At 63.0% G+C, this 21,140-nt stretch carries 25 protein-coding genes; 11 read left to right on the top strand and 14 right to left on the bottom strand.

All coding sequences use genetic code 11. The features are described from left to right. The first annotated feature begins 19 nt into the window (after positions 1-19). The 7 genes from fliL (at position 20) to fliR (ending at position 4,642) form a co-directional block, all read left to right on the top strand. Entirely contained in the window at positions 20-532 is a 513-nt protein-coding gene (fliL, locus tag ACQ4WO_RS03555) for a flagellar basal body-associated protein FliL (protein WP_436480253.1), read from the top strand. Positions 533-538: 6 nt separating this feature from the next. After that, entirely contained in the window at positions 539-1,525 is a 987-nt protein-coding gene (gene fliM, locus ACQ4WO_RS03550; RefSeq protein ID WP_034754035.1) for a flagellar motor switch protein FliM, read from the top strand. A gap of 176 nt (positions 1,526-1,701) precedes the next feature. Continuing rightward, positions 1,702-2,136 carry a flagellar motor switch protein FliN gene (gene fliN, locus ACQ4WO_RS03545; RefSeq protein ID WP_034754038.1) on the top strand — a complete coding sequence of 145 codons (435 nt, stop codon included), beginning with the start codon at positions 1,702-1,704 and terminating at the stop codon, positions 2,134-2,136. After that, positions 2,133-2,720, top strand: coding sequence for a flagellar biosynthetic protein FliO (fliO, locus tag ACQ4WO_RS03540; protein ID WP_436480252.1), 588 nt, complete (start codon positions 2,133-2,135; stop codon positions 2,718-2,720). The genes fliN and fliO overlap by 4 nt, the downstream gene beginning before the upstream one ends. Continuing rightward, entirely contained in the window at positions 2,710-3,486 is a 777-nt protein-coding gene (fliP, locus tag ACQ4WO_RS03535) for a flagellar type III secretion system pore protein FliP (protein ID WP_436480251.1), read from the top strand. Before fliO ends, fliP begins: the two co-directional genes overlap by 11 nt. 9 nt (positions 3,487-3,495) lie before the next feature. Next, on the top strand, positions 3,496-3,765 hold the full coding sequence (gene fliQ / locus ACQ4WO_RS03530; protein ID WP_034754044.1) for a flagellar biosynthesis protein FliQ: 270 nt from the start codon (positions 3,496-3,498) through the stop codon (positions 3,763-3,765). A gap of 16 nt (positions 3,766-3,781) precedes the next feature. Next, a complete protein-coding gene (gene fliR / locus ACQ4WO_RS03525; RefSeq protein ID WP_128142210.1) occupies positions 3,782-4,642 on the top strand; it encodes a flagellar biosynthetic protein FliR in 861 nt (286 codons plus the stop codon). A 9-nt stretch (positions 4,643-4,651) separates the two neighbouring features. Here the strand turns inward: fliR and ACQ4WO_RS03520 are convergent, their stop codons facing one another. After that, the gene (locus ACQ4WO_RS03520) at positions 4,652-5,296 is read right to left on the bottom strand and encodes a LysE/ArgO family amino acid transporter (RefSeq protein WP_436480250.1); all 645 of its coding nucleotides are present in this window, start codon (positions 5,294-5,296) and stop codon (positions 4,652-4,654) included. A 73-nt stretch (positions 5,297-5,369) separates the two neighbouring features. Here ACQ4WO_RS03520 and ACQ4WO_RS03515 point away from each other — a divergent pair, with 73 nt between their 5' ends. Then, a complete protein-coding gene (locus ACQ4WO_RS03515; RefSeq protein ID WP_436480249.1) occupies positions 5,370-6,266 on the top strand; it encodes a LysR family transcriptional regulator ArgP in 897 nt (298 codons plus the stop codon). A 9-nt stretch (positions 6,267-6,275) separates the two neighbouring features. Here ACQ4WO_RS03515 and ACQ4WO_RS03510 read toward each other — a convergent pair whose 3' ends face one another. The 13 genes from ACQ4WO_RS03510 to flgB form a co-directional block, all read right to left on the bottom strand. Beyond that, complete coding sequence (locus ACQ4WO_RS03510; RefSeq protein ID WP_436480248.1) at positions 6,276-7,535, bottom strand: MFS transporter; 1,260 nt, start codon at positions 7,533-7,535, stop codon at positions 6,276-6,278. Between the two features lie 45 nt (positions 7,536-7,580). Further along, positions 7,581-8,024, bottom strand: coding sequence for a MarR family winged helix-turn-helix transcriptional regulator (locus ACQ4WO_RS03505; protein WP_436480247.1), 444 nt, complete (start codon positions 8,022-8,024; stop codon positions 7,581-7,583). Between the two features lie 166 nt (positions 8,025-8,190). Continuing rightward, a complete protein-coding gene (flgL, locus tag ACQ4WO_RS03500) occupies positions 8,191-9,432 on the bottom strand; it encodes a flagellar hook-associated protein FlgL (protein ID WP_436480246.1) in 1,242 nt (413 codons plus the stop codon). Positions 9,433-9,484: 52 nt separating this feature from the next. Further along, positions 9,485-11,452, bottom strand: a complete 1,968-nt coding sequence (flgK, locus tag ACQ4WO_RS03495; protein ID WP_436480245.1) for a flagellar hook-associated protein FlgK — start codon at positions 11,450-11,452, stop codon at positions 9,485-9,487. Between the two features lie 88 nt (positions 11,453-11,540). Next, positions 11,541-12,467, bottom strand: coding sequence for a flagellar assembly peptidoglycan hydrolase FlgJ (gene flgJ, locus ACQ4WO_RS03490; protein ID WP_436480244.1), 927 nt, complete (start codon positions 12,465-12,467; stop codon positions 11,541-11,543). A 10-nt stretch (positions 12,468-12,477) separates the two neighbouring features. After that, on the bottom strand, positions 12,478-13,593 hold the full coding sequence (locus ACQ4WO_RS03485) for a flagellar basal body P-ring protein FlgI (RefSeq protein WP_436480243.1): 1,116 nt from the start codon (positions 13,591-13,593) through the stop codon (positions 12,478-12,480). Between the two features lie 2 nt (positions 13,594-13,595). Further along, on the bottom strand, positions 13,596-14,246 hold the full coding sequence (locus ACQ4WO_RS03480) for a flagellar basal body L-ring protein FlgH (RefSeq protein WP_436480242.1): 651 nt from the start codon (positions 14,244-14,246) through the stop codon (positions 13,596-13,598). 50 nt (positions 14,247-14,296) lie between these two features. After that, the gene (flgG, locus tag ACQ4WO_RS03475) at positions 14,297-15,079 is read right to left on the bottom strand and encodes a flagellar basal-body rod protein FlgG (protein WP_034754070.1); all 783 of its coding nucleotides are present in this window, start codon (positions 15,077-15,079) and stop codon (positions 14,297-14,299) included. 72 nt (positions 15,080-15,151) lie between these two features. Then, complete coding sequence (locus ACQ4WO_RS03470; protein ID WP_436480241.1) at positions 15,152-15,895, bottom strand: flagellar basal-body rod protein FlgF; 744 nt, start codon at positions 15,893-15,895, stop codon at positions 15,152-15,154. A 57-nt stretch (positions 15,896-15,952) separates the two neighbouring features. Further along, on the bottom strand, positions 15,953-17,500 hold the full coding sequence (locus ACQ4WO_RS03465; RefSeq protein WP_436480240.1) for a flagellar hook protein FlgE: 1,548 nt from the start codon (positions 17,498-17,500) through the stop codon (positions 15,953-15,955). 53 nt (positions 17,501-17,553) lie between these two features. After that, complete coding sequence (locus ACQ4WO_RS03460; protein ID WP_436480239.1) at positions 17,554-18,249, bottom strand: flagellar hook assembly protein FlgD; 696 nt, start codon at positions 18,247-18,249, stop codon at positions 17,554-17,556. 15 nt (positions 18,250-18,264) lie between these two features. Continuing rightward, on the bottom strand, positions 18,265-18,666 hold the full coding sequence (flgC, locus tag ACQ4WO_RS03455) for a flagellar basal body rod protein FlgC (RefSeq protein WP_034754081.1): 402 nt from the start codon (positions 18,664-18,666) through the stop codon (positions 18,265-18,267). 2 nt (positions 18,667-18,668) lie between these two features. Next, entirely contained in the window at positions 18,669-19,121 is a 453-nt protein-coding gene (flgB, locus tag ACQ4WO_RS03450) for a flagellar basal body rod protein FlgB (RefSeq protein ID WP_128142201.1), read from the bottom strand. 191 nt (positions 19,122-19,312) lie between these two features. Here flgB and flgA point away from each other — a divergent pair, with 191 nt between their 5' ends. The 3 genes from flgA (at position 19,313) to ACQ4WO_RS03435 (ending at position 20,904) form a co-directional block, all read left to right on the top strand. Continuing rightward, positions 19,313-20,008: a flagellar basal body P-ring formation chaperone FlgA gene (flgA, locus tag ACQ4WO_RS03445; protein WP_436480238.1), complete on the top strand. Its 696-nt coding sequence runs from the start codon at positions 19,313-19,315 to the stop codon at positions 20,006-20,008. Positions 20,009-20,119: 111 nt separating this feature from the next. Further along, positions 20,120-20,428, top strand: coding sequence for a flagellar biosynthesis anti-sigma factor FlgM (gene flgM / locus ACQ4WO_RS03440; protein WP_436480237.1), 309 nt, complete (start codon positions 20,120-20,122; stop codon positions 20,426-20,428). 8 nt (positions 20,429-20,436) lie between these two features. Then, on the top strand, positions 20,437-20,904 hold the full coding sequence (locus ACQ4WO_RS03435) for a flagellar protein FlgN (RefSeq protein WP_128142199.1): 468 nt from the start codon (positions 20,437-20,439) through the stop codon (positions 20,902-20,904). The last annotated feature ends 236 nt before the right edge of the window (positions 20,905-21,140 follow it).

Below are 21,140 nucleotides of genomic sequence, written 5' to 3'. Positions count from 1 at the left end.
ATTGAAAGCAAATCCAAAAATGAAAGCAGATCCGAAAGCAGATGCAGGCCTGGCTCCCGCCGGCGCCTCGAAAAAGAAGCTTCTGATCATAGTGCTGGCCTCCGTGCTGGTGGCCGGCGGCATCGGTGGCGGTGCCGCTTGGTACTTCTTGCATGGCAAGGCCGATAAAGAAGAATCGGCGCCGAACAAGAAAAAACATGCCGCTTCCAAGGCAGGTCCACCCGTTTTCATCCCCGTCGATGCCTTCACCGTCAACTTGCAGCCGGAAAATGGCGAGCAATATCTGCAGATCGCGTTTACCCTGCAGGTGGGCAGTCCGGAAGAAATGGACTCGATCAAGCTGAACATGCCGAAGGTGCGCAGCCGCTTGCTGTTGCTGCTGTCCGGCAAGAAGGCGTCCGAACTCAATACCGTGGAAGGCAAGCAGCAGCTGGCGGCCGAAATCATCAATCAGGTGAACCAGCCGTTCGAGGACAAAGGGCCGGAGCAGGACGTGACGGACGTATTATTTACCGCATTCATCATTCAATAAGCAGCCATGGCCGATAATTTCCTCTCCCAGGAAGAAGTCGATGCCCTTCTGAAGGGTGTCAACGGAGACCAGGACGACGCGCAGGCGCCGGAAGACGTCACGGGAGTTCGTACCTACAACCTGGCAACCCAGGAGCGCATCGTGCGCGGCCGGATGCCGACGTTGGAAATTATCAACGAGCGTTTCGCCCGGCTGCTACGCGTGGGCCTGTTCAACTTCCTGCGCCGCAGCGCCGAAGTGTCGGTCGGGTCCGTGCGCGTCTCGAAATACAGCGAGTTCATCCGTAATCTGGTGGTGCCAACCAATCTGAACCTGGTGCACATGAAGCCGCTGCGCGGCACGGCTCTGATGGTCTTCGATCCGGGCCTCGTCTTCCTGCTGGTCGACAATCTGTTCGGCGGCGACGGACGTTTCCATACGCGCGTCGAAGGGCGCGACTTTACGCAGACGGAGCAGCGCATCATCCTGCGCATCCTCGATATCGTCTTCGAGGCGTACACCAAGTCGTGGGAGCCGGTCTTCCCCGTCGAGTTCGAATATATCCGCTCAGAAATGAACACGCAGTTCGCCAACATCGCCACGCCGAACGAGGTGGTGGTGGCTTCCACGTTTACGGTGGAATTGGGCTCCGTTTCCGGACAAATCCACTTCTGCATGCCGTATTCGATGATCGAGCCGATCCGCGATTCGCTGACATCGAGCCTGCAGGGCGAGGCGCTGGAAGTAGACAAGCGCTGGATCCGCCTGATGACGCAGCAGATCCAGATCGCCGAAGTCGAGCTGGTGGCCTCGCTGGGCACGGCGCGCGTGTCGTTCGATGAAATCCTGAACATGAAGGTGGGCGACATCATCCCGCTGAATATTCCCGAACTGATCGCCGCTACCGTCGATGGCGTGCCCGTGATGGATTGCACGTACGGCGTGTTGAACGGCCAATATGCATTGAAGGTAGAGAAACTCCTCGCCAATGCCGATAACATGAATAACCACTAAACACCTGACAAAACCTGCTGCGCGTCGCGCTTTGCGGCCTGCGATGCTCACCGTGCTCCAGCACGGTTGCGCTTCTTAGCCACAAATCACTGCCGCTCACTACGGTTTTGCCAGGGGTTACAATTAATATATACACTGGCCGCTTGGCGGCCAACTCTGTACAACAGGAGAAACACATGTCTGACAACCAAGACGACCAAAGCGCGGAAGACGATTGGGGCGCGGCCATTGCCGAGCAGGCCAAGGCGGAAGCCGAAGCGCTGCAAAACCAGGCCGCCAATACGGCCAGCGCGGCCAGCGCCGCCGTGTTCAAGGACTTTTCCAAGCAGGCATCGAAGTCGGAAACGCACAACGATATCGACTTCATCCTCGATATCCCCGTGCAGCTGACGGTCGAACTGGGCCGCACCAAGATCGCCATCAAGAACCTGCTGCAACTGGCGCAGGGTTCCGTGGTCGAGCTCGACGGCCTGGCCGGCGAACCGATGGACGTGCTGGTGAACGGCTGCCTGATCGCCCAGGGCGAAGTGGTGGTGGTCAATGACAAGTTCGGCATCCGCCTGACCGACATCATCACGCCTTCCGAACGCATCCGAAAATTGAATAAATGAAGCCTGGCCTGTTGATTTCCATCATGCTGCCGCTCATGGCGGCATGCAGCATTGCGCTGGCTGAAGCGCCAGCCGCGTCCACGCCGGCGGCCAGCGCCGCCAGCGCTTCCGCCGCCGTGGCAAGCGAGACGCCGCCTGCCGCCGCAACGGCGCCAGCAGCTTCTCCGGCTGCCTCGCCTGCCGCCGCCCTGCCCGCCATGCCGCCTGGCGCACCGGCGACGATGGCGCCGGCAAGCTCGGCCGGCAGCCTGCTGCAAACCATCCTCGCGCTGATGTTCGTGCTGGCCCTGCTGATCGGCCTGGCCTGGTTCATGAAACGCTATGGCCCCAAGGTCATGGGCGGCAACAACAAGATGCGCGTCGTCAGCTCGCTCAACCTGGGCGGACGCGAACGCATCGTCCTCGTCGAAGTGGCCGACCAGTGGATCGTCGTCGGCGCCTCGCCCGGCAGGATCAACGCGCTGGCCACCATGCCGCGCCAGGAAGGCGATCTGCCGCAACTGGCCACGGCGCAAAACGGCCCCGCGGCCGCCAATTTTTCCGAGTGGCTGAAACAGACCATCGAAAAACGCAATGGGAAATAAGCAGCAGATGGCGTGGTCCACTTTGAAGACTCCCCTGACCTGGCTGCTGGCGGCCGTTGCCCTGGCCTTGCCGCTGTGGGCGATGGCCCAGCCTGGCATCCCGGCCTTCAACAGCACGCCGGCGCCGGGCGGCGGCCAGAATTATTCGCTGCCGGTACAGACGCTCATCCTGATGACGTCGCTCACCTTCCTGCCGGCGGCCTTGCTGATGATGACCTGCTTTACGCGCATCATCATCGTGCTGTCCCTGCTGCGCCAGGCCATCGGCACGCAATCGGCACCGCCGAACCAGGTGCTGGTAGGGCTGGCCCTGTTTTTGACCCTGTTCGTCATGGGGCCCGTGTTCGACAAGATCTATACGGATGCCTACCAGCCCTATCAGGAAAACAAGATCACCATGCAGCAGGCGTTGGACAAGGGCGTCGATCCCCTGAAAACCTTCATGCTCAAGCAGACGCGCCAGGCCGACCTGGCCCTGTTTGCCAAGATGTCGCGCTCGGCGGCCCTGCAAGGCCCTGAAGACGTGCCGCTGCGCATCCTCGTGCCCGCCTTCGTCACCAGCGAGCTGAAGACGGCGTTCCAGATCGGCTTTGCCATCTTCATCCCGTTTTTGATCATCGACATGGTGGTCGCCAGCGTGCTGATGTCGATGGGTATGATGATGATGTCGCCCGCGACGATCTCGCTGCCGTTCAAGCTGATGCTGTTCGTGCTCGTCGATGGCTGGCAGTTGCTGCTGGGCTCGCTGTCACAGAGTTTTTATTAGGGGAACCAGATGACACCCGAAAGCGTCATGACCCTGGGCCGCCATGCGATGGAAATCACGCTGATGGTGGCCGCGCCCATGCTGCTCGTCGCCCTCATCATCGGCTTGATCGTGAGTATCTTCCAGGCGGCCACGCAGATCAACGAGGCGACCCTGTCCTTCATCCCCAAGCTGGTCGGCATCTTTGTCGCCATCGTCGTGGCCGGTCCGTGGATGCTGTCCGTCATGCTCGACTACATGCGCCAGGTGTTTACGGGCATCCCGAACCTGGTGGGTTAGTGCAGCCACTGTTGCCATGCTGACCCTGTCCAGCATCGAACTCAATACCTGGATCGCAGCATTGCTGTGGCCGCTTAGCCGCATCCTCGGCCTGATCGCGGCCGCGCCGCTGTTTGGCAATGCGGCCCTGCCAGCCAGCGTCAAGGTGACCCTGGGCGCGCTGCTGGCCATGATCATCGCCCCCACCGTGCCGGCCTTGCCGGCCGTCAACCCGATGTCCCTGCCCGGCTTGCTGATCCTCACGCAAGAGATGCTGGTGGGGCTGGCCATGGGCTTTTCCATCCGCATCGTGTTTTCCGCCATCGAAATGGCCGGCGAACTCAGCAGTCTCACCATGGGCCTGGGCTTCGCCTCGTTCTTCGATCCGCAAACCAAGGGCAGGTCGTCCGCCATCAGCCAGTTCCTCGTGATGCTGGCCACCTTGATGTTTTTGACCGTCAACGGCCACCTGGTCTTGCTGGCGGCGCTGGCGGAAAGCTTTGTCAGCCTGCCCATTTCGGCTAGCCCCATCAGTAGCGGCGGTTTCCAGCAATTGGCGGCCTGGGGCGGGGAAATCTTCCGTTCCGGTCTGCAAATTTCGCTGCCCATCATCGCCGCCCTGCTGCTGACCAACGTGGCCCTGGGCATCTTGACGCGGGCCGCGCCGCAGCTGAACATTTTCGGTATCGGTTTTCCCGTCACCCTGGGCGTGGGCTTGCTGGTGATCGGCATGGTCCTGCCCTACCTGGCCACGCCCTTCCAGAACATGTTCCTGCGCGGCATAGAAACGGCGCGTTTGCTGCCGCGCGGCTTTGCCACACGCGACCGGCCACCGCCGCCCGCGCCGCCCAATCCCCTGCGCCCGGCGCCACCGGCGCCGCTGCCTGCCGCGCGCTGATCGCAACGATCAGCCCAGCGCGTGGCGCAGCAGCAGCGCCGACAGCACGAACATGGTCACGCCGATCAAGCCATCGAGCACTTGCCAGGCCCGGGGCCGTGCAAACCACGGCGCCAGCCAGCGCGCACCATAACCGAGCGAGGCAAACCACAGCAAGCTGGCCGCGCTGGCGCCAACGATAAACCAGCCGCGCATTACGCCCGGCTGCTGGGCGCCGATGCTCCCCACCAGCAATACCGTATCCAGATAGACATGGGGATTGAGCAAAGTAAACGCCGCCGCCTGGGCCAGGATGGCAGCCAGGCCGAGACCGTCACCGCCCTCGGCGGCGCGCAACTGCTGCGGCCGGCGCGCGCGCCGCAGCGCTTGCCAACCGTAGACGGCCAGAAAAATGGCGCCGCCCAGCGCCAGCGCGCTGGCCAGCATGGGGCGCTGCCCCAACGCCCGGGACATGCCCAGGACGCCGGCGGCAATCAGCGCCGCGTCCGCCAGCGCGCAAAACAGCACGATGGCGCCCACGTGTTCGCGGCGCAAGCCTTGCCGCAAGACAAAGGCATTTTGCGAGCCGATGGCAACGATGAGTCCCAGGCCCAGGGTCAAGCCCTGGAGAAAGACGGAGAAAACGAGTGGTGTGGTGGCGGTCGAGAGTGTCATGCGGCGATCTTGCCAGCCGAACGAAATGAAGGCAAACTACCTTTTCTACAGCAAGTTAAGGAAAACTTCATTCATGCTCGATTATGCCGCCCTCGCCGCGCTGGCTTCCGTCATCCGCGAAGGCAGTTTCGAGCGCGCAGCGCGCGCCTTGCACGTGACGCCATCGGCCATTTCGCAGCGCATCCGCCTGCTGGAAGAGCGCGTCGGCTGCGCGCTGGTGATACGCGACCAGCCCTGCCGCGCCACGGAAACGGGCCGGCGTCTGTGCCAGCACGTGGACCAGGTGCAACTGCTGGAACAGGATTTGCAGGGCACCTTGCCGGCGCTGGCAGCGCAGGGTATGTCGCGCGCCAGCGTGCCCATCGCCGTGAATGCCGACAGCCTGGCCACCTGGCTGGCGCCCGCCATCGCCGCCTTCGCGGCCGCGCACCCGGTGCTGCTGCAGGTGGCCGTCGACGACCAGGACCATACGGCAGAGTGGCTGCGCAGCGGCGCCGTGCTGGCGGCCATCAGCGCCACGGCCCGGCCGGCTTCCGGCTGCAACAGCCGCCCGCTGGGCGCCATGCGCTACCTGGCGGCCGCCAGTCCCGCCTTCCTGCAGCGGCATTTTGCCCACGGCGTCGGCGCCGCCAGCCTGGCGCTGGCTCCCAGCCTCGTCTTCAATGCCAAGGATGAGCTGCAGGCGCGCTGGGTGCGCCGCCTGTGCCACCGGCACGTGGAACTGCCGCGCCACACCCTGCCCTCGTCGCATGCTTTCGTCACGGCCGCCTTGGCCGGCATGGGCTGGGGCTTGCATCCGCAGGCGCTGATCCAGCCCTGTCTCGACAATGGCAGTCTGGTCGAACTGCTGCCCGCTGCGCCATTGGACGTGCCCCTGCACTGGCATACGGCACGCGCCGCCTCGAGCCTGCTCGATGGCTTGAGCGGCGCCATCCTGTCCGCCGCCCGCACGGGCCTGCTGCCTCCCTGACAGCTGGCGTCAGCGCTGGTCGCTGCTGAATGCGAAGCGCCAGGCGCGCACGTCGACGTTCAAGCGCAACTGGTGATATTTGACCAGGTAGCGCACGCCGACGAGGGCCGCCGCCAGGCCGGACAAAGCGCCGATGCCGAGCGCCCAGCGCGGGCCGAAGGTGTCGGCTACCCAGCCCACGATGGGGGCGCCCAGCGGCGTGCCACCCGCCGAAATGGCCAGCACGATGGCCATCACGCGGCCCCGCATGGCGGGCGCCGTCGACAGTTGCACGCTGCTGTTGACGCTGGTGGTAAACGTTTGCGCGGCGATGCCGATGACCACCAGCATCATGCCGAACAGCCAGTAATTGGGCATCACGGCCGCCAGTGCGCACGCCAGGCCGAACAGCGCGGCCGCGCCCAGCAGCAAGGCCAGGGTGGGCTGGCCGCGCCCCGCCGCCAGCAAGGCGCCGGCCACGGAGCCGCAAGCCATCACGGAACTGAGCACGCCATACTGCCCGGCGCCCGCATGGAAAGCCGTTACGGACATGGTCGACAGGAAGATGGGGAAGTTCAGGCCGAAGGTGCCGATCAGGAACAGCATCAGCAGGATGGCCATCAGGTCGGGCCGCTGGCGCACGTAGCGGAAACCCTCGCCCAGACTGGCGCGCGTGGCCTTCAGGCGCGGCGCGCGGCGCAGCAATTCCACGCGCAGCAGCAACAGCGAACCGATCACGGCCGCAAACGAAACGGCGTTGATGATGAAGACCCAGCCGCTGCCGACGCTGCTGATGAGCAAGCCGGCCACGGCCGGCCCCAGCATGCGCGCCGCATTGAACGAGGTGGAATTGAGCGCCACGGCATTGGTCAGATCTTCCTCGCCGACGATCTCGGCAACGAAGGTCTGGCGCACGGGCGAATCGAAGGCCGTCACGCAACCGAGCAGGAAAGCAAACACATACACATGCCACAGTTGCACGAGGCCGCTGATGCACAGCAAGCCCAGGCCCAGCGCCAGCAATCCCATGGCCGCCTGCGTACACAGCAGCAGTTTGCGCCGGTCGAGCAAATCGGCCGCCATGCCCGTCAGGGGCAGCAACAGCAATTGCGGACCGAACTGCAAGGCCATGACGATGCCGACGGCGCTGGCATTGTGCTGCGTCAATTCGCTGAGCACCAGCCAATCCTGCGCCGTGCGCTGCATCCAGGTGCCGATATTCGACACGAGGGCGCCGCCGGCCCAGATACGGTAATTGGGAATGCGTAGCGAACGGAATGTGTTGTTCATCTGGGCGTGCGGGCTCCTTGCCGAGTGTTAAGGTCTAGCAGTGGATCATTCCGCCAAGCGTTTGAGTAATGCCACCGCATGGTTCAGTTCGGTGACTTCGTCCGGCGTAAGCCGGGTTTCAATGGTGCGCGCCAGCCAGTCTTCGCGCGCGGCGCGGCTGGCCGCGATCCAGGCGCGGCAGCTGTCCGTCAAGGTCAGGATCGTTTGCCGTCCGTCAGCCGGATCGGGCGAGCCCGTCACCATCTGTGCTTCCGTCAAGGCTTGCACGGTGGCGGCCATCGACTGGGGCCGCATGCCTTCGGCGCGCGCCAGGCTGCTGGCCGTGGCCGGGCCGTCGCGCTCGAGACGGCTGAGCACGGATGCCTGCGACATGCTGACGTCCCCCAGGTGCGCCTCTTCGCGCAGGCGGCGCCGCAATTTTCCGATAAGGATGCGCAATTCGCCGGCCAGTTGCAGGACTTGTTCGTGGTCTTCTTGTGTCGTGTGCATGGGAAGCGAAAGTGGATCAACGGCCCCTACTATAACAGATATACAGGTAGACTGCACAGCTTGCCTGAATATCTTGCCAAAGTGACCAGATTGCGGACGCAAAAAAGCCGGGGCCGGAGATGTCCTCCCTGCCCCGGCTTGCCGGTCGTCCTGCCGGTGCCCGTTATTAGCTGATGTAGTTGAACAGTGACAGGCCCGAGATCGAAGTGAACGATTTTTGCGCCGCCTGCAGGGTGATCTGCTGCTGGCTGAACAGGGAAATCGCCTTCACCATGTCCAGGTCCTGCAAGCCCGACAAGGTGCTCGCATATTGCAGGTCGAGGTCGTCGCCGGCGCTGTCGAGGGTATCGAGTTCCTTCAGGCGCGAACCGACTTCCGCGCGCACCGACAGCACGTTGTCGTAGGCCGTGTCGAGCAGGTCGTGCGCCGTGTTCAGGCTGGCCGTCAGGCGCGCCTGCCCCGCGTCACCCGTGGCCGGCTGGCCCAGTGCGCCGATCAGGTTGGTAATCGTGGTAAAGATCGATTCCTTGCTGCTGGGCTCAAGGGTAAACTTGTCCAGGTCGGCTGGCTTGCCCGCGACATTGACTTGCTGGCCGTCAAAGTTGATGGCGTCGCCCGATTTATAGGCCACCGGCACGGCCGGATTCGGAATGGTCTGGCCCAGGGTCACATCCGTCACGGTATAGGTCGTCTTGGCATCCGTGCCCGTGCCCGTCACCTGGAAGTCGATCGAGTACTTGTGCCCCGTCAACTTGGTGGGATCGGTGACGGTGCCGCCGGAAATGATGCCGGCGCCGCCGCGCGTAAAGTTGCCCGGATCGGCCGCCGTGGTGAACTTGCCGTTGCCCGTCAAATTGTTCTCGAACACGGCCGCGCCCGAGTCGCTGGTGGCCAGGTAGCGCGCCGAGCCCACCTGCAGCTCGCGCTGGCCCTGGTCGCCCACGTAGGTGGCGCCGCCCGGCGTCTGGCTGAACGGCTGCGTCGTCGACTTGTAGCCGGAAAACAGGTAGCCGCCCGCATTGTCGGACGTGTTGGCGATGCCCATCAGGTCGGTCAAGCGGCCCTTCAGTTCCGTGGCCAGGCTCTGGCGGTCGATATCCTTCAATGCCGGATTACCGGCCTTCAGCACCAGTTGCTGCACATCGGCGATCAGCGAGGCGGTGCTGCCCAGCGCCAGCTCTTCCTGCGAGAGGAAATTCTTGGCGTTCGAGCGGTTCGTCACGAATTGCGTGTTGATCGATTGCGACTGCGTTACTTCCAGCGCGCGCGACGAGGCGATCGGGTCGTCGGCCGGCGTCAGGTTGCGGCGATTCGCCGACAGCTGCATCTGGGTGCGGTTCAACGCGCCCTGCAGATTGTTCAGCTGTGTGCTGCCCGCGTCATAGATCATTTTGGTACTGATGCGCATGATGCTGCCCTTCCTGATGGCGGCGGGGCGCTATGCGCCGCCGCCTGAATAATTAACGTCCGAGGCCGATGACCACGTCGAACAGGGTACTGGCGATCTGCATGACCTTGCCGCAAGCCTGGTAGGCTTGCTGGTAGCGCAGCAGATTGGCCGCCTCTTCATCGAGGTTGACGCCGGAGACGGCCTGCTGCTGCGTACTGGTTTGTTGCAACAACGCAAGACTGGCCAGGCCGCTGACTTGTACCTCGCGCGTCTTGTTGCCGACATAGCTGACGGTTTCCGCGTACGAGCCCTGGAACGTGGCCTTGCCGCCATCGAGAATATTCTTCGTCTGCAAGCCGGCCAGCAAGGCGGCATTGCGGTTGTCGCCTACGCCGCCCGCGTTCGGCGCGATGGTGAATTTATCGCCCTGCGCGGGCGCGCCCGTCATGTTGAAGTTGATGCCGCCAAAGCTGAAGCTGTCGCCTTCCGTGTACGGGATGTTCGCCGTGCCGGCCGGGTATGTCGTGGTCGCGCCGTTCAAGCCTTTCACCGTCACGGCCTGGCCCGCAGGGAAACCCGACAGTGAAGTGGTCGTCTTGTCATATGTCAAGGTGACGGTGCCCGTCAACGCGTTGCCCGGCGTTAAATACGCCTTGTCCACGCTACCTAGGCCGAGCTTGCCGCTACCCGTGTTGCTGACGGGCGCACCCGTGGCGATCGGCGCACCGGCGGCCAGCTTGTTGCGGTCGGTAATTGCCACAGCCAGGTCGGCAGCGCCGTGGGCGGTCGGCCTGACCATGAAGTTGTCGCCTTCGGCCGCCGCGCCCGTGATCGAGAAATCCACGCCGTCGATGGTTTGCGGCACGGTTTGCGGATATGGGTTGATGGTTGTTTTCGCGCCATCGGTCTGGCGCGTCACCACATAATTGGCGCCGTCATACTTGACGGCATAGTCGCTGGCCGTCAGCTTGGTCGGATCGCTGACCTTGGCCGACACCACGGTCGTGCTGGTCGCATTGTTGCGGTAGTCGGCACCGATGACGGGATCGGGCAACTTGAAGAAGTTGCCCCCCATGTCGCCGTTCAAGTCCTGGCCCAGCTTGTGCTGTTCATTGAAAGTCGAGGCCAGCGCGATGGCGACCTTGCCCAGCGAATTCTGGATGCGGTCCAGACTGCCGCTGCGGAATTCCAGCAAGCCGCCCAGCGCACCGCCGCTCAGGGAACTTTCCGACAGCTTGGTGACGCTCGTGCCCGTCACATAGCCCACGTCCAGGCGGTTCGGGTCCGTCGGCGACGGCGTGGTGGCCAGCTCAAAGTTCTTGTTGCCCACCACCAGCGGCTGCCCCGAGCCGATCGAGACGGTAATCGAGTTGCCGGCGCCAGGCTGAACCGTTGCCTTGACGTATTTGTTCAGCTCCGTGATCAGCTGGTCGCGCTGGTCCAGCAAATCGTTGGGCTGATTGCTTTCATTCACGGTCAGGTTGGTAATCGCCGTATTGAGTTCAGCGATCTGCTTGGCGTAGGAATTGATCACCTTCACGTTCGAGGTAATCTGCGAATTGACGCCGTCGCCGATTTCCGTCAGGCGCGCGCTGAGGCCCTGGAAGCGCGCCGTCAGCGAGTTTGCGCTCGACAACAAGGCCTGGCGCGACGACACGGACGAGGGATTCGAGCTGAAATCCTGCACGCCCTTGAAGAAATCAGCCATCGCCGGCGACAGCCCGGCCGTGGGGTCGGCCAGCATATTGTCGATCTGGCTGATCTGCGTGTAATACGCGTCGAGCGAACTGGTCGTCGACTGCGCGCCATTCACCTGGGCCGCCATGAAACCGTCGTACTGGCGCTTGACTTGCGATACCTCGGTACCATTGCCGACAAAGCCATAGCCGGCATTGTTGAACTGCGCCGTCTGCTGCAGCACCACCTGGCGGTTGTAACCGTCCACGTTGGCATTGGTGATGTTATGCCCGGTCGTCGACAGGCCCACCTGCGCTGCAAGCAAACCGCTCTTACCGATGCTGAGTAGATTCGAAGTCATGGTGTCTTATTGGTTACTGTCATGGGTATTTACGGCAGCCGCGGCGAAAACTTGAAGCGCGCGGCCTGCACAGGGGCGCGGCGGGTTACTAGCCGACCAGCGAATTCTTGATAATTTTTGTCAATTTGGCAGCGTAATTCGGATCCGTCGCGTAGCCGGCCTTTTGCAAGCCGTGGGCGAACGTGCTGGCGTCGCCAGCGCTGGCCAGCACTTTCTCGTAGCGCTTGTTGTTGGTAATCAACTGCGCATAATCCTTGAAGCTGTCCGCATAGCTGTCGTAGGCGCGGAATTTTTCCACCTTGCGCTGCGCCTTGCCATTCACGTATTCCGTGGTGACGGCTTCCGTGACCTTGCCCTTCCAGTCGCCCGTGGCCTTGATGCCGAACAGGTTGTGGCTGCTGCTGCCGTCGCGGCTGATGATTTCGCGCTTGCCCCAGCCCGTTTCCAGCGCCGCCTGGCCCAGCATGAACTTGGCCGGGATGCCGGTGGCGCGGCTCGCTTCTTCCGCATGCACACCGAGCTTTTCCTGGAAGGCGCGCACGTGCGGCGCCTGCGTGGCGTTGGCCTTGTCGCTCAGGGTCTTGCCGGTACCGCTGGCGCTGGCTGCGCCCTCGGTGAGTGCACCCTGCTGCTGGCGGAAGGCGGCCAGTGCCTGCGCCATGCTCGACGAGCGGGCCGACGGTGCTTCGGCGCCATCGGCGACCAGGGCCTGGTTCGACGACGACAGCTGGCGGATCAGCACGTCCGCCAGGCCCGTACCGCGCTTGGCCAGGTTCTGGCTCGTCTGCTGGTCCAGCATCGAGGTGTACATCTTGCTTTGCTGGCTATCCATGATGCCGTCCTGCGGCGTCGCTTCGCGCATGCTTTTCATCATCATGTTGATGAACATGGCTTCGAATTGCGTGGCAGCCTCTTTCAGGGCGGCGGGGTCCTTCGCCTTGGCGGACTGGCGCAAGCCATCCATTCCCTTGACGTCGTAGGCGGCGGTGTTGCTGAGGTCGGTTTGGCTGATCATGGCGTGTCCATCAAATGATTTCAAGTTCGGCGCGCAGCGAACCGGCCGCCTTCATCGCCTGCAGGATGGCCAGCAAGTCTTGCGGCGAGGCGCCGATGGCGTTCAGGGCTTTCACCACCTCGGACAGCGAGGCGCCGCCCTTGACCAGCATGACCTTGCCCGGTTCCTTCTTGATATCGATCTGCGCCGTCTGCGTGACCACCGTGCGCCCGCCCGACAGCGGCGGCGGCTGGCTCACCTGCGGCTCGACATTGATGGTGACGGACAGGTTGCCGTGCGAAATGGCGCACGTTTCCAGGGTCACGGACTGGTTCATCACGACGGAACCGGTGCGCGCATTCATGATGACCTTGGCCGCCAGGCGGGCCGGATTGACTTCGATGCTTTCCAGCTGGCCCAGGAAGGACACGCGCTGGTCGCTGCCGCCCGGCGACTGCACCTGGATCACGCGGCCATCGAGCGCGGCGGCCGTGCCGGCGCCATAACGGCTGTTGATGGCGTCAACCACGCGGCTGGCGGTGGCGAAATCGGTGGCGTTCAATTCCAGGCGGATCGTGTTGTTGGCGCCCAGCGCCGAAGGCACGGTGCGCTCGACGGTCGCGCCGCCCGAGATGCGTCCCACGCTCAGGTGGTTGATGACAACGGAGCTGCCGGCCGCCTGCGCGCCCACGCCGCCCACCAGCACATTGCCCTGCGCCATGCCGTACACCTGGCCATCGGCGCCCTTCAACGGGGTCATCAATAAAGTGCCGCCGCGCAAGCTTTTCGCATTGCCCATCGACGATACCGTCACGTCGAGCAACTGGCCCGGCTGGGCAAACGCGGGCAATGCCGTCGTCACCATCACGGCGGCTACGTTTTTCAGCTGCAAACTGGTGCCTTGCGGCAAGTTGATGCCTTGCTGCTGCAGCATCGCCGCCACGCTCTGGATGGTAAATGGGGTTTGCGTCGTCTGGTCGCCGCTGCCGTCGAGGCCGACGACGAGGCCATAGCCCATCAGCTGATTCTGGCGCACGCCGGCGATGCTGGCCAGGTCCTTGATACGCTCGGCCTGCGCCACGGGCGCCAGCAAGGAAGCGGCCAGGCCGCAGATGACTAAAAAGCGGGGGAAAGTAAACATTGCCATGATCAGAACGGCAGCAGGCTGAGGAAGAAGCGCGACGCCATCGACGCCATTTCGGCGCGGTCGATCTGGCTGTTGGTACGGTATTCGACACGCGCGTCGGCCACCTGGGTCGATGGCACGACGTTGCCCGTGCCGATGGTGTCCGGATTGACCATGCCCGAGAAGCGGATGAATTCCGTACCCTTGTTCATGGCGATCTGTTTTTCGCCGGCGACGATCAGGTTGCCGTTCGGCAGCACTTCAATCACCGTTACGCCGATCACGCCGGAAAACGTGTTGCTGGCGGACTGGTTGTCGCCATCGGCAAATTTCGTCGCGCCATTCGCCGAGACGGTGCCGCCCAGGCGACCCTGCAGCATGCCCGGCGTGCTGAAGCCCACGCTGCCCGACTTGTTGCCGGAACTGGCGCCCGCCTTGACGGCATTCGTGCGCTCGGTGATGGCGATCGTCATGGTGTCGCCCACGTGGCGCGCGCGGCGGTCTTCGAAGGCGGGACGGTAGGTCGACGGCTGGTAGATGGAGCCATTGTTGACGACCACGGGTTCCGGCATCGGCGCGCGCGTGGTGGTCGGATATTGCACAATCGACGTAGGCGTGATGGCGCAGCCGGACAGCAGGACTGTGGACAACAGGGCGATGATGGGGTATTGCATGGCGAACCTCCGCTGCCATCCGGCGGCGGATGGCATGACGACTATGAAAATTAAAGTTGCGACAATTTCTGCAGCATTTGATCGGATGTGGTGATGGCCTTGCTGTTGATCTCGTAGGCGCGCTGCGTCTGGATCATGTTGACCATTTCCTCGGCCACGTTGACGTTCGACGTCTCGATATAGCCCTGCATCAGCACGCCGGCGCCGTTGGTGCCCGGGGTATTGGTTTGCGCCACGCCCGAGGCGCCCGTTTCCATGTACAGGTTTTCGCCCTTCGATTCCAGGCCGGCCGGATTGACGAAGGTGGTCAGTTGCAGCGAACCGATCTGCGATGGCGCCACGGTGTCGGGCAAGGTGACGGAAACGGTGCCGTCGCGCGCCACGGTCAGGCTCAGCGCATTGGTCGGCACGGTGATGGCGGGCTGGATGACGAAACCTTCGGAGGTGACCAGCTGGCCGTTGGCGTCCGTCTGAAACGATCCGTCGCGCGTGTAGGCGGTGGCGCCATCCGGCATCAGCACCTGGAAAAAGCCCGTGCCGTTGACCATCACGTCGCGCGAATTGCCCGATGCCTGGGGATTGCCCTGCGTATGGATGCGTTCGGTAGCCACGGTGCGTACGCCCGTGCCGATCTGCAAGCCCGATGGCAGCTGGGTTTGCTGCGACGATTGCGCGCCCGGCTGGCGCACATTTTGATACAGCAAGTCTTCAAACACGGCGCGCGACTTCTTGAAGCCCGTGGTGCTGACGTTGGCCAGGTTATTGGCGATCACGTCCATCTGCGTCTGCTGCGCTTCCAGGCCGGTTTTGGCAATCCAAAGGGAACGAATCATGATTTTTCTCCAATAACAGCGCTAGTCAGCTCTGTAGACTATTTCTATGTGACCATTATGCGGCGGCCCCCATCAATTCAAAGCGAGGATCTGGGTGGCTTTCGCCGCGTTATTCTCGGCATTCTTCAACAAGCTCATTTGCGTTTCGAACTGGCGCGCCAGAGCAATCATGCTGACCATGGAGTCGACGGGGCTGACATTGCTGCCTTCCAGCGCACCGGTGGTCAGCTTGACGGCCTGATCGGCCTGCGCCACCGTGCCATCCTTCAGGCGGAACAGGCCGTCGTCGCCGCGCACCAGTTGCTGCTCGGGCGGGTTGACCAGCTTGATGCGTCCCAGCACCGTCGACGGGCCCGGCGGCACGTCCGTGGAAAGCGTGCCCACCGTACCGTCGCTGGCAATGGCCACCGTCACGCCGGGCGGAATGGCCATGGGTCCCGTATCGCCCTGCACCATCAGGCCCGACTGCGTTTGCAGCATGCCGTTTTCATTGAGCTTCAAGGCGCCGTTGCGCGTGTAGGCTTCGGAACCGTCGGCCGACTGCACCGCGATCCAGCCGCCGTTTTCCACGGCCACGTCCAGCGCGCGGCCCGTGTGCTGCATGGGACCTTGCGTGAAATCGGAACCGACCGTCGAATCGACGACAAAGGCGCGCGTCGGCATCATGCCGTCGGCCACCACGGGCACGGCGCGGAACGAGTCGAGCTGGGCACGGAAACCCGTGCTGGTGGCGTTCGCCAGGTTATTCGCCGTGGTCGCCTGCTTGTCGAGGATATGCTTGGCGCCCGAGCCGGCGGTGTAGATGAGACGGTCCATTTTTTATTTCTCCCAAACCAACAATAAAATCGGGGGCATACGCCCCCGGTCAACTTATTAGCGGAGGTTGACTAAGGTTTGCAGCACCGAATCCTGCGTCTTGATGGTCTGCGCATTCGCCTGGTAGGCGCGCTGGGCGGTGATCATGTTGACCAGTTCCGCCGTCAGGTCGACGTTCGACACTTCCACCGACGAGGCGCGCAAATTGCCCAGGTTACCCGTCTTCGGCTCGCCCGTGACGGGCTTGCCCGAGGCCGAGCTTTCCACCCAGGCGTTGTTGCCCAGCGGCTCCAGGCCGTTCGGGTTGACGAAGTTGCTCAACACCACTTGGCCCAGGCTGCGCGTCTTGCCATTGTTGTACTGGCCCTGGATGACGCCGTCGTCGCCCACGATGAATTGACTCAGCTGGCCCGCCTTGTAGCCGTCCGCTTCCGTTTTCTTTTCCGCCGTGGGGCTGCCCAGCTGGGTGGACTTGGTGAAGTCGACCTGGAGCGACAGGGTCGCATTCGCGCCCGTGGCCGGGAAGATCGGCAAGTTGACGGTGACGGGCAAGGTTTGCGGCGGCGTCAGGGCCAGCATGGCAGCCCGGTCCAGGCTGCCGACCGTGTTGAAGACCAGCGAACCGGTCTTGACGGCTGGCACATTGGTGACGGCGCGGATGGCGGCGTCGATCTGGTCGGGCGTGCGGCTCGAGTTGACGCCATTCGGCACGGCACTGCCATACGTGGCGGCGATGGCGGCCAGTTGCGCCGGCGTGGCGCCCGCGGCGGCGGCGGCGGTCGAGACGGCGGCACCGACCGCATTGCCATAGGCGACGGCGGCGGCCGTTACATTGGCCGGCACCAGCGGCACGGCCGTGGCGGCAGCCTGGTAGGCGGCGCGCGCGGCCAGCGAGGCAGGGTCCGTCTGCAGGGCGGCCGCGGCCTTCATGCTGGTCACTTCCGTGCCGTCAACGGCCGAATAGACATCCCAGGTGTTCGTGCCCGTCTTGACGTAGAAATTCGACATGATGTGGGAGTTGCCCAGCGAATCGAAGACTTCGACGGGAAACTGCTTGCTGTACGACGTGTCTTCACCAATCTTGAACGGCACCGTGGTCGGCATGGGCGTATTGGAATTGAGGTTGACTTCCGTGTTGACCTTGGTCGTTGCCTGCGGCTTCATGTCCGACTGGTCGATTTGCAGGGGCACGATGGCGCCGGCAACGATCTTGCCGTTGGCGTCGGCCGGATAGCCGGTCAGCTGCGCCAGCTGGGCGTTGACGATGAAGCCGCTCTTGTCGACCTGGAACTGGCCATTGCGCGAGTACTGGATGGCGCCATTGACGCTGGTACGGAAAAAGCCGCCGCCATTGATGGCGATGTCGAGGGGATTCGACGACGATTCCAGGTTACCCTGGTTAAATTGCTGGGCGATTTGCGACACCGACACACCGATCCCTGCCTGGTTGCCGCCCACGCCATACAGCGAGTTGGCATAAATGTCGGCGAACTGGGCCTGCGACTGCTTGAAACCCACGGTCGACGAGTTGGCGATGTTGTTGCCGATGACGTCCAGCGATTTGGCGGCGCCATTCAAGCCGCTCAGGCCTTGTTGGAAAGACATTGTGTTCTCCTGGTAGAAATTAGGGGTAGAGGGTCACGCTAAGGGGAAGCGGCTTACAGAATCTGTTTCACGTCGGCCATGGTGATGCTGCCCACGCCCGGGACATTCAATTTCACGCCATTCGCGCCCGTCGACACGCTGGCGACCGAACCGAACATCAGCGCCGTTGCATCCTTGAGCTGGACACCGCCCCGCGTGGCTTCCACCGTGAAGGTGTAGGCGCCGTCGGCCAGCACGACTGGCTTGCCATCCTTGTCGAGTTCGGCGGTGGAACCGTTCCAGCCCAACGGCAAAGTGCCCGCCGCCTGTGCGCCCAGGTCGATGGAATGGACTTCCTTGCCAGCCTTGTAGATGACGACCCTGACCTTGTCGGCTGCCGTGGCCAGGTCCACGCCCAGCAGCGCGGCGCTCTTGCTCAGGTTGATATCCTTGCCCGCCGTCAACACACCGTGGCCGATGATGTTGGCCGCCTGCATCGATTCGGCTTGCTGATAGCTGGCTTTCAAGCTCTCCACGGTGGTATTGAGCTTGTTGACGCCCGTCACCGTCGACAGCTGCGCCAGTTGGCTGGTCAATTGCGCATTGTCCAGCGGATTCATCGGATCCTGGTTTTTCAGCTGGGTAACCAGCAGGGTGAGGAACTTGTTCGTTTCCGCTTCGACACTGCCTGGTTCGGCCGTCGTCTTCTTCGGATTCATCGTCGCCATCAGGTCGGTGACTTTGGAGGTGCTGGTATCGATGGTTGCCATAATGGTCAGTCAGCCTTATTGGCCGATGGTGAGGGTTTTCAGGAGCAGCGACTTGGCCGCGTTCATGGTTTCCACGTTGGTCTGGTACGAACGCGAAGCCGACAGCATGTTGACCATTTCGTCGACCGTATTCACGTTGGGCATGGTGACGTAGCCCTTCTCGTCGGCCAGCGGGTTCTTCGGGTCGTAGACCAGCTTCATCGGCGACGGGTCTTCGATCACCTTCTGCACCTTGACGGCCGTGGCGCCGTTGGCCATGGGCACGGCTTCGAACACGACCTGCTTGGCGCGGTAGGCTTCGCCCGTGGCGCTGGTGGCGCTGTCGGCATTGGCCAGGTTGCTGGCCACCGTGTTCAGGCGCTGCGCCTGGGCGCTCATGGCCGAACCGGAAACATTGAAGATATTAAATAGCGACATGATTACTGTCCTCCCTGGATGGCCGTCAGCATGCCCTTGATCTGCGAGTTGAGGAACGTCACGGCCGCCTCGTAGCGGATGGCGTTGTCGGCAAAGGCATTGCGCTCGAGGTCCATGTCGACTGTATTGCCATCGACGGCGCCCTGGGCAGGCGCGCGGTACAGCAGCGGCGTACCGTCGGCCAGGGTCTCGACCTTGCCGCCACCGGCCGCGCCCGCAACCGCGGCCACGCCCTTGCCCGGCATATGCTGCGGCGCCGTGCCCTTCAGGGCCGGCGGCACGCCATCCTTGCGCGCCATCGCCCCTTTCAATGCGGCGGCGAAATCGACATCGCGCGCCTTGTAGTTGGGCGTGTCGGCATTGGCGATATTCGAGGCGAGCAATTCCTGGCGCGTCGAGCGCAGGCTCAGCGCCGTCTCGTTGAAGCGCATGTAATCGTCGAGTTTCCCTATCATGTCAGGCTCCGGAAAGATCTGCCACTGGCGCCCGAGATGGCGGAAGGATGGCGGTATAGTGATGACAGGAAACATAGTACGGTGCCCACCAGCAAGACCATCGCCGGATCAGACCGTACTTTTACCCCTTAATCGGCGCTTCGAACGGGGCGGCGCGCACTATCATGGCACTATTCCAGAGGCCTATCACCATGAAAACACCGCTTGCTCTCCTCTTCGCTCTCGCCGCTCTGCCACTGCTGGCACAGGCGCAAAACGCCGGCCGGCAGACGCCGGAAGCGCTGCGCAACAGCGTGGAACAGTTCCTGCAAGTGCAAAGCAATGGCTTGCCGGGCAAAGTGACGATCACCGTCGGCGCCGTCGATCCGCGCCTGAACCTGGCCGCCTGCCCCGCGCCGCAAGCGTTCATGGCACCGGGCGCGCGCGCCTGGGGCAAGACCACCGTCGGCGTGCGCTGCACGGCGCCCTCCAGCTGGACTATCTATTTGCAAGCGAACGTGGCCGTCGTGGGCGACTACGTCGCCAGTGCCGTGCCGCTGGCGCAAGGACAAGCCATCGACGCCAGCCAGCTGGTGACGATGCAGGGCGACCTGGCCGCATTGCCGGCAGGCATCGCCACTGACATGGCCCAGGTGGTGGGCGCCAGCACGAATATTTCCTTGCCGCCAGGCACACCGATGCGCCTCGACACCCTGCGCCGCAAGCCGGTGGTGATGCAGGGCCAGCTGGTACGTGTCGTTTCCAGTGGCAACGGTTTCCAGGTGGCATCAGAAGGACGCGCCATCGGCAGCGCCGGCGACGGCCAGACGGTGCAGGTGCGCACGCAGAGCGGCCAGCAGATCAGCGGCGTGGCGCGGCCTGGCGGCATGGTGGAGGTCGCCTTTTAAACCCGGATGGACAGCGATATTGTGGTCTGGCGCACTAAAGTTTCGGAAGAAGGTGCCGATAATGACACATATCCCGGAGTTTTTTGACTTCGACCAGACGAGGATCACGCTGTGAAAATTACCGACAACACCATTAAAAGCAATCCCGGCCTGCCGTTGGCGCCCGCGAGTACCTCCGGCGCCCGGAATGCCGAGAAAGCCCAGGCAACACCGACAACGTCGGACAATGTACGCCTGTCGCCGCAAGGACAGGCATTAGCGGCCAGTGCAACTGCCGGCAGCGGCGCCGTGTTCGACACGAAAAAAGTCGAACGCATCAAGCTGGCGATCGCCGACGGCCAGTTCCAGGTCAACTCTGAAAAAGTGGCGGACGGTCTCCTCGACACAGTCAAGGACTTGCTGCACTCACGAAATAGATAGGTTCCCTCATGCAATCAGTGACTCCGTTTTCCAGCCTGCGCGACGAGCAACAGCTCATGACCACATTGCTGGCATTGATGAAAGAAGAACAGCGGCATCTGGTTGCGGCTGACATCGATGCGATCACGGAGCTCACGGTGCGCAAGACGGCACTCGTAGGACAATTGAGCCAATTGGCGGCGCAACGCCACCAGGCGCTGGCGGCAGCAGGTTTTACCGCCGCCGAAGCGGGCATGGAAGACTGGCTGGTCGGCGCCAGCGAAGCCGAGGCGGCGCCCCTGTGGAAAGCCCTGCTCGAGACGACGCGCGAAGCGAAGGAACAGAACCGGCTAAACAGCCTGCTGGTCAACAAGCACATGCTGCACACGCAAGGCGCCCTGAACGCCATGCGCCCCACGGCCCAAAGCGGCAATTTCTACGGCCCCAGCGGCCAACCGATGACGAACCCGGCCAGCCGGCGCGTCGTGATCGGCTAAGCGTCTTCCCGTTTCACCCCAGCAATAAGCCATTGCTGCACGCCTGACGCCGTCCCGAGCAGCGGCACCCATACGGCTGCCATCGAGAACGTCATCGCCGTGTCGCTCCCTCCAGGGAGACTGCGGCGGTGCCAGCGCGTCCGCATTCCCCCCACAACACCGCACGCAAAAACTACACAACCCCTTTTTGACGCCGCACGTTTGAGCATGCTCAAACTTGAGACAGGTGATGACTA

This window comes from Janthinobacterium aestuarii (genome assembly GCF_051380835.1).
Lineage (GTDB): Bacteria > Pseudomonadota > Gammaproteobacteria > Burkholderiales > Burkholderiaceae_D > Janthinobacterium > Janthinobacterium aestuarii.
Note: the sequence above shows the minus strand (reverse complement) of the source record. Positions and strands in the feature narration are given on the sequence as shown.

What these genes read in the sequence shown, in the direction of transcription:
- fliL (WP_436480253.1), top strand. Translation starts at nt 20, where the DNA reads ATGAAAGCAGATCCGAAAGCAGATGCAGGCCTGGCTCCCGCCGGCGCC.
- fliM (WP_034754035.1), top strand. Translation starts at nt 539, where the DNA reads ATGGCCGATAATTTCCTCTCCCAGGAAGAAGTCGATGCCCTTCTGAAG.
- fliN (WP_034754038.1), top strand. Translation starts at nt 1,702, where the DNA reads ATGTCTGACAACCAAGACGACCAAAGCGCGGAAGACGATTGGGGCGCG.
- fliO (WP_436480252.1), top strand. Translation starts at nt 2,133, where the DNA reads ATGAAGCCTGGCCTGTTGATTTCCATCATGCTGCCGCTCATGGCGGCA.
- fliP (WP_436480251.1), top strand. Translation starts at nt 2,710, where the DNA reads ATGGGAAATAAGCAGCAGATGGCGTGGTCCACTTTGAAGACTCCCCTG.
- fliQ (WP_034754044.1), top strand. Translation starts at nt 3,496, where the DNA reads ATGACACCCGAAAGCGTCATGACCCTGGGCCGCCATGCGATGGAAATC.
- fliR (WP_128142210.1), top strand. Translation starts at nt 3,782, where the DNA reads ATGCTGACCCTGTCCAGCATCGAACTCAATACCTGGATCGCAGCATTG.
- ACQ4WO_RS03520 (WP_436480250.1), bottom strand. Translation starts at nt 5,296, where the DNA reads ATGACACTCTCGACCGCCACCACACCACTCGTTTTCTCCGTCTTTCTC.
- ACQ4WO_RS03515 (WP_436480249.1), top strand. Translation starts at nt 5,370, where the DNA reads ATGCTCGATTATGCCGCCCTCGCCGCGCTGGCTTCCGTCATCCGCGAA.
- ACQ4WO_RS03510 (WP_436480248.1), bottom strand. Translation starts at nt 7,535, where the DNA reads ATGAACAACACATTCCGTTCGCTACGCATTCCCAATTACCGTATCTGG.
- ACQ4WO_RS03505 (WP_436480247.1), bottom strand. Translation starts at nt 8,024, where the DNA reads ATGCACACGACACAAGAAGACCACGAACAAGTCCTGCAACTGGCCGGC.
- flgL (WP_436480246.1), bottom strand. Translation starts at nt 9,432, where the DNA reads ATGCGCATCAGTACCAAAATGATCTATGACGCGGGCAGCACACAGCTG.
- flgK (WP_436480245.1), bottom strand. Translation starts at nt 11,452, where the DNA reads ATGACTTCGAATCTACTCAGCATCGGTAAGAGCGGTTTGCTTGCAGCG.
- flgJ (WP_436480244.1), bottom strand. Translation starts at nt 12,467, where the DNA reads ATGATCAGCCAAACCGACCTCAGCAACACCGCCGCCTACGACGTCAAG.
- ACQ4WO_RS03485 (WP_436480243.1), bottom strand. Translation starts at nt 13,593, where the DNA reads ATGGCAATGTTTACTTTCCCCCGCTTTTTAGTCATCTGCGGCCTGGCC.
- ACQ4WO_RS03480 (WP_436480242.1), bottom strand. Translation starts at nt 14,246, where the DNA reads ATGCAATACCCCATCATCGCCCTGTTGTCCACAGTCCTGCTGTCCGGC.
- flgG (WP_034754070.1), bottom strand. Translation starts at nt 15,079, where the DNA reads ATGATTCGTTCCCTTTGGATTGCCAAAACCGGCCTGGAAGCGCAGCAG.
- ACQ4WO_RS03470 (WP_436480241.1), bottom strand. Translation starts at nt 15,895, where the DNA reads ATGGACCGTCTCATCTACACCGCCGGCTCGGGCGCCAAGCATATCCTC.
- ACQ4WO_RS03465 (WP_436480240.1), bottom strand. Translation starts at nt 17,500, where the DNA reads ATGTCTTTCCAACAAGGCCTGAGCGGCTTGAATGGCGCCGCCAAATCG.
- ACQ4WO_RS03460 (WP_436480239.1), bottom strand. Translation starts at nt 18,249, where the DNA reads ATGGCAACCATCGATACCAGCACCTCCAAAGTCACCGACCTGATGGCG.
- flgC (WP_034754081.1), bottom strand. Translation starts at nt 18,666, where the DNA reads ATGTCGCTATTTAATATCTTCAATGTTTCCGGTTCGGCCATGAGCGCC.
- flgB (WP_128142201.1), bottom strand. Translation starts at nt 19,121, where the DNA reads ATGATAGGGAAACTCGACGATTACATGCGCTTCAACGAGACGGCGCTG.
- flgA (WP_436480238.1), top strand. Translation starts at nt 19,313, where the DNA reads ATGAAAACACCGCTTGCTCTCCTCTTCGCTCTCGCCGCTCTGCCACTG.
- ACQ4WO_RS03435 (WP_128142199.1), top strand. Translation starts at nt 20,437, where the DNA reads ATGCAATCAGTGACTCCGTTTTCCAGCCTGCGCGACGAGCAACAGCTC.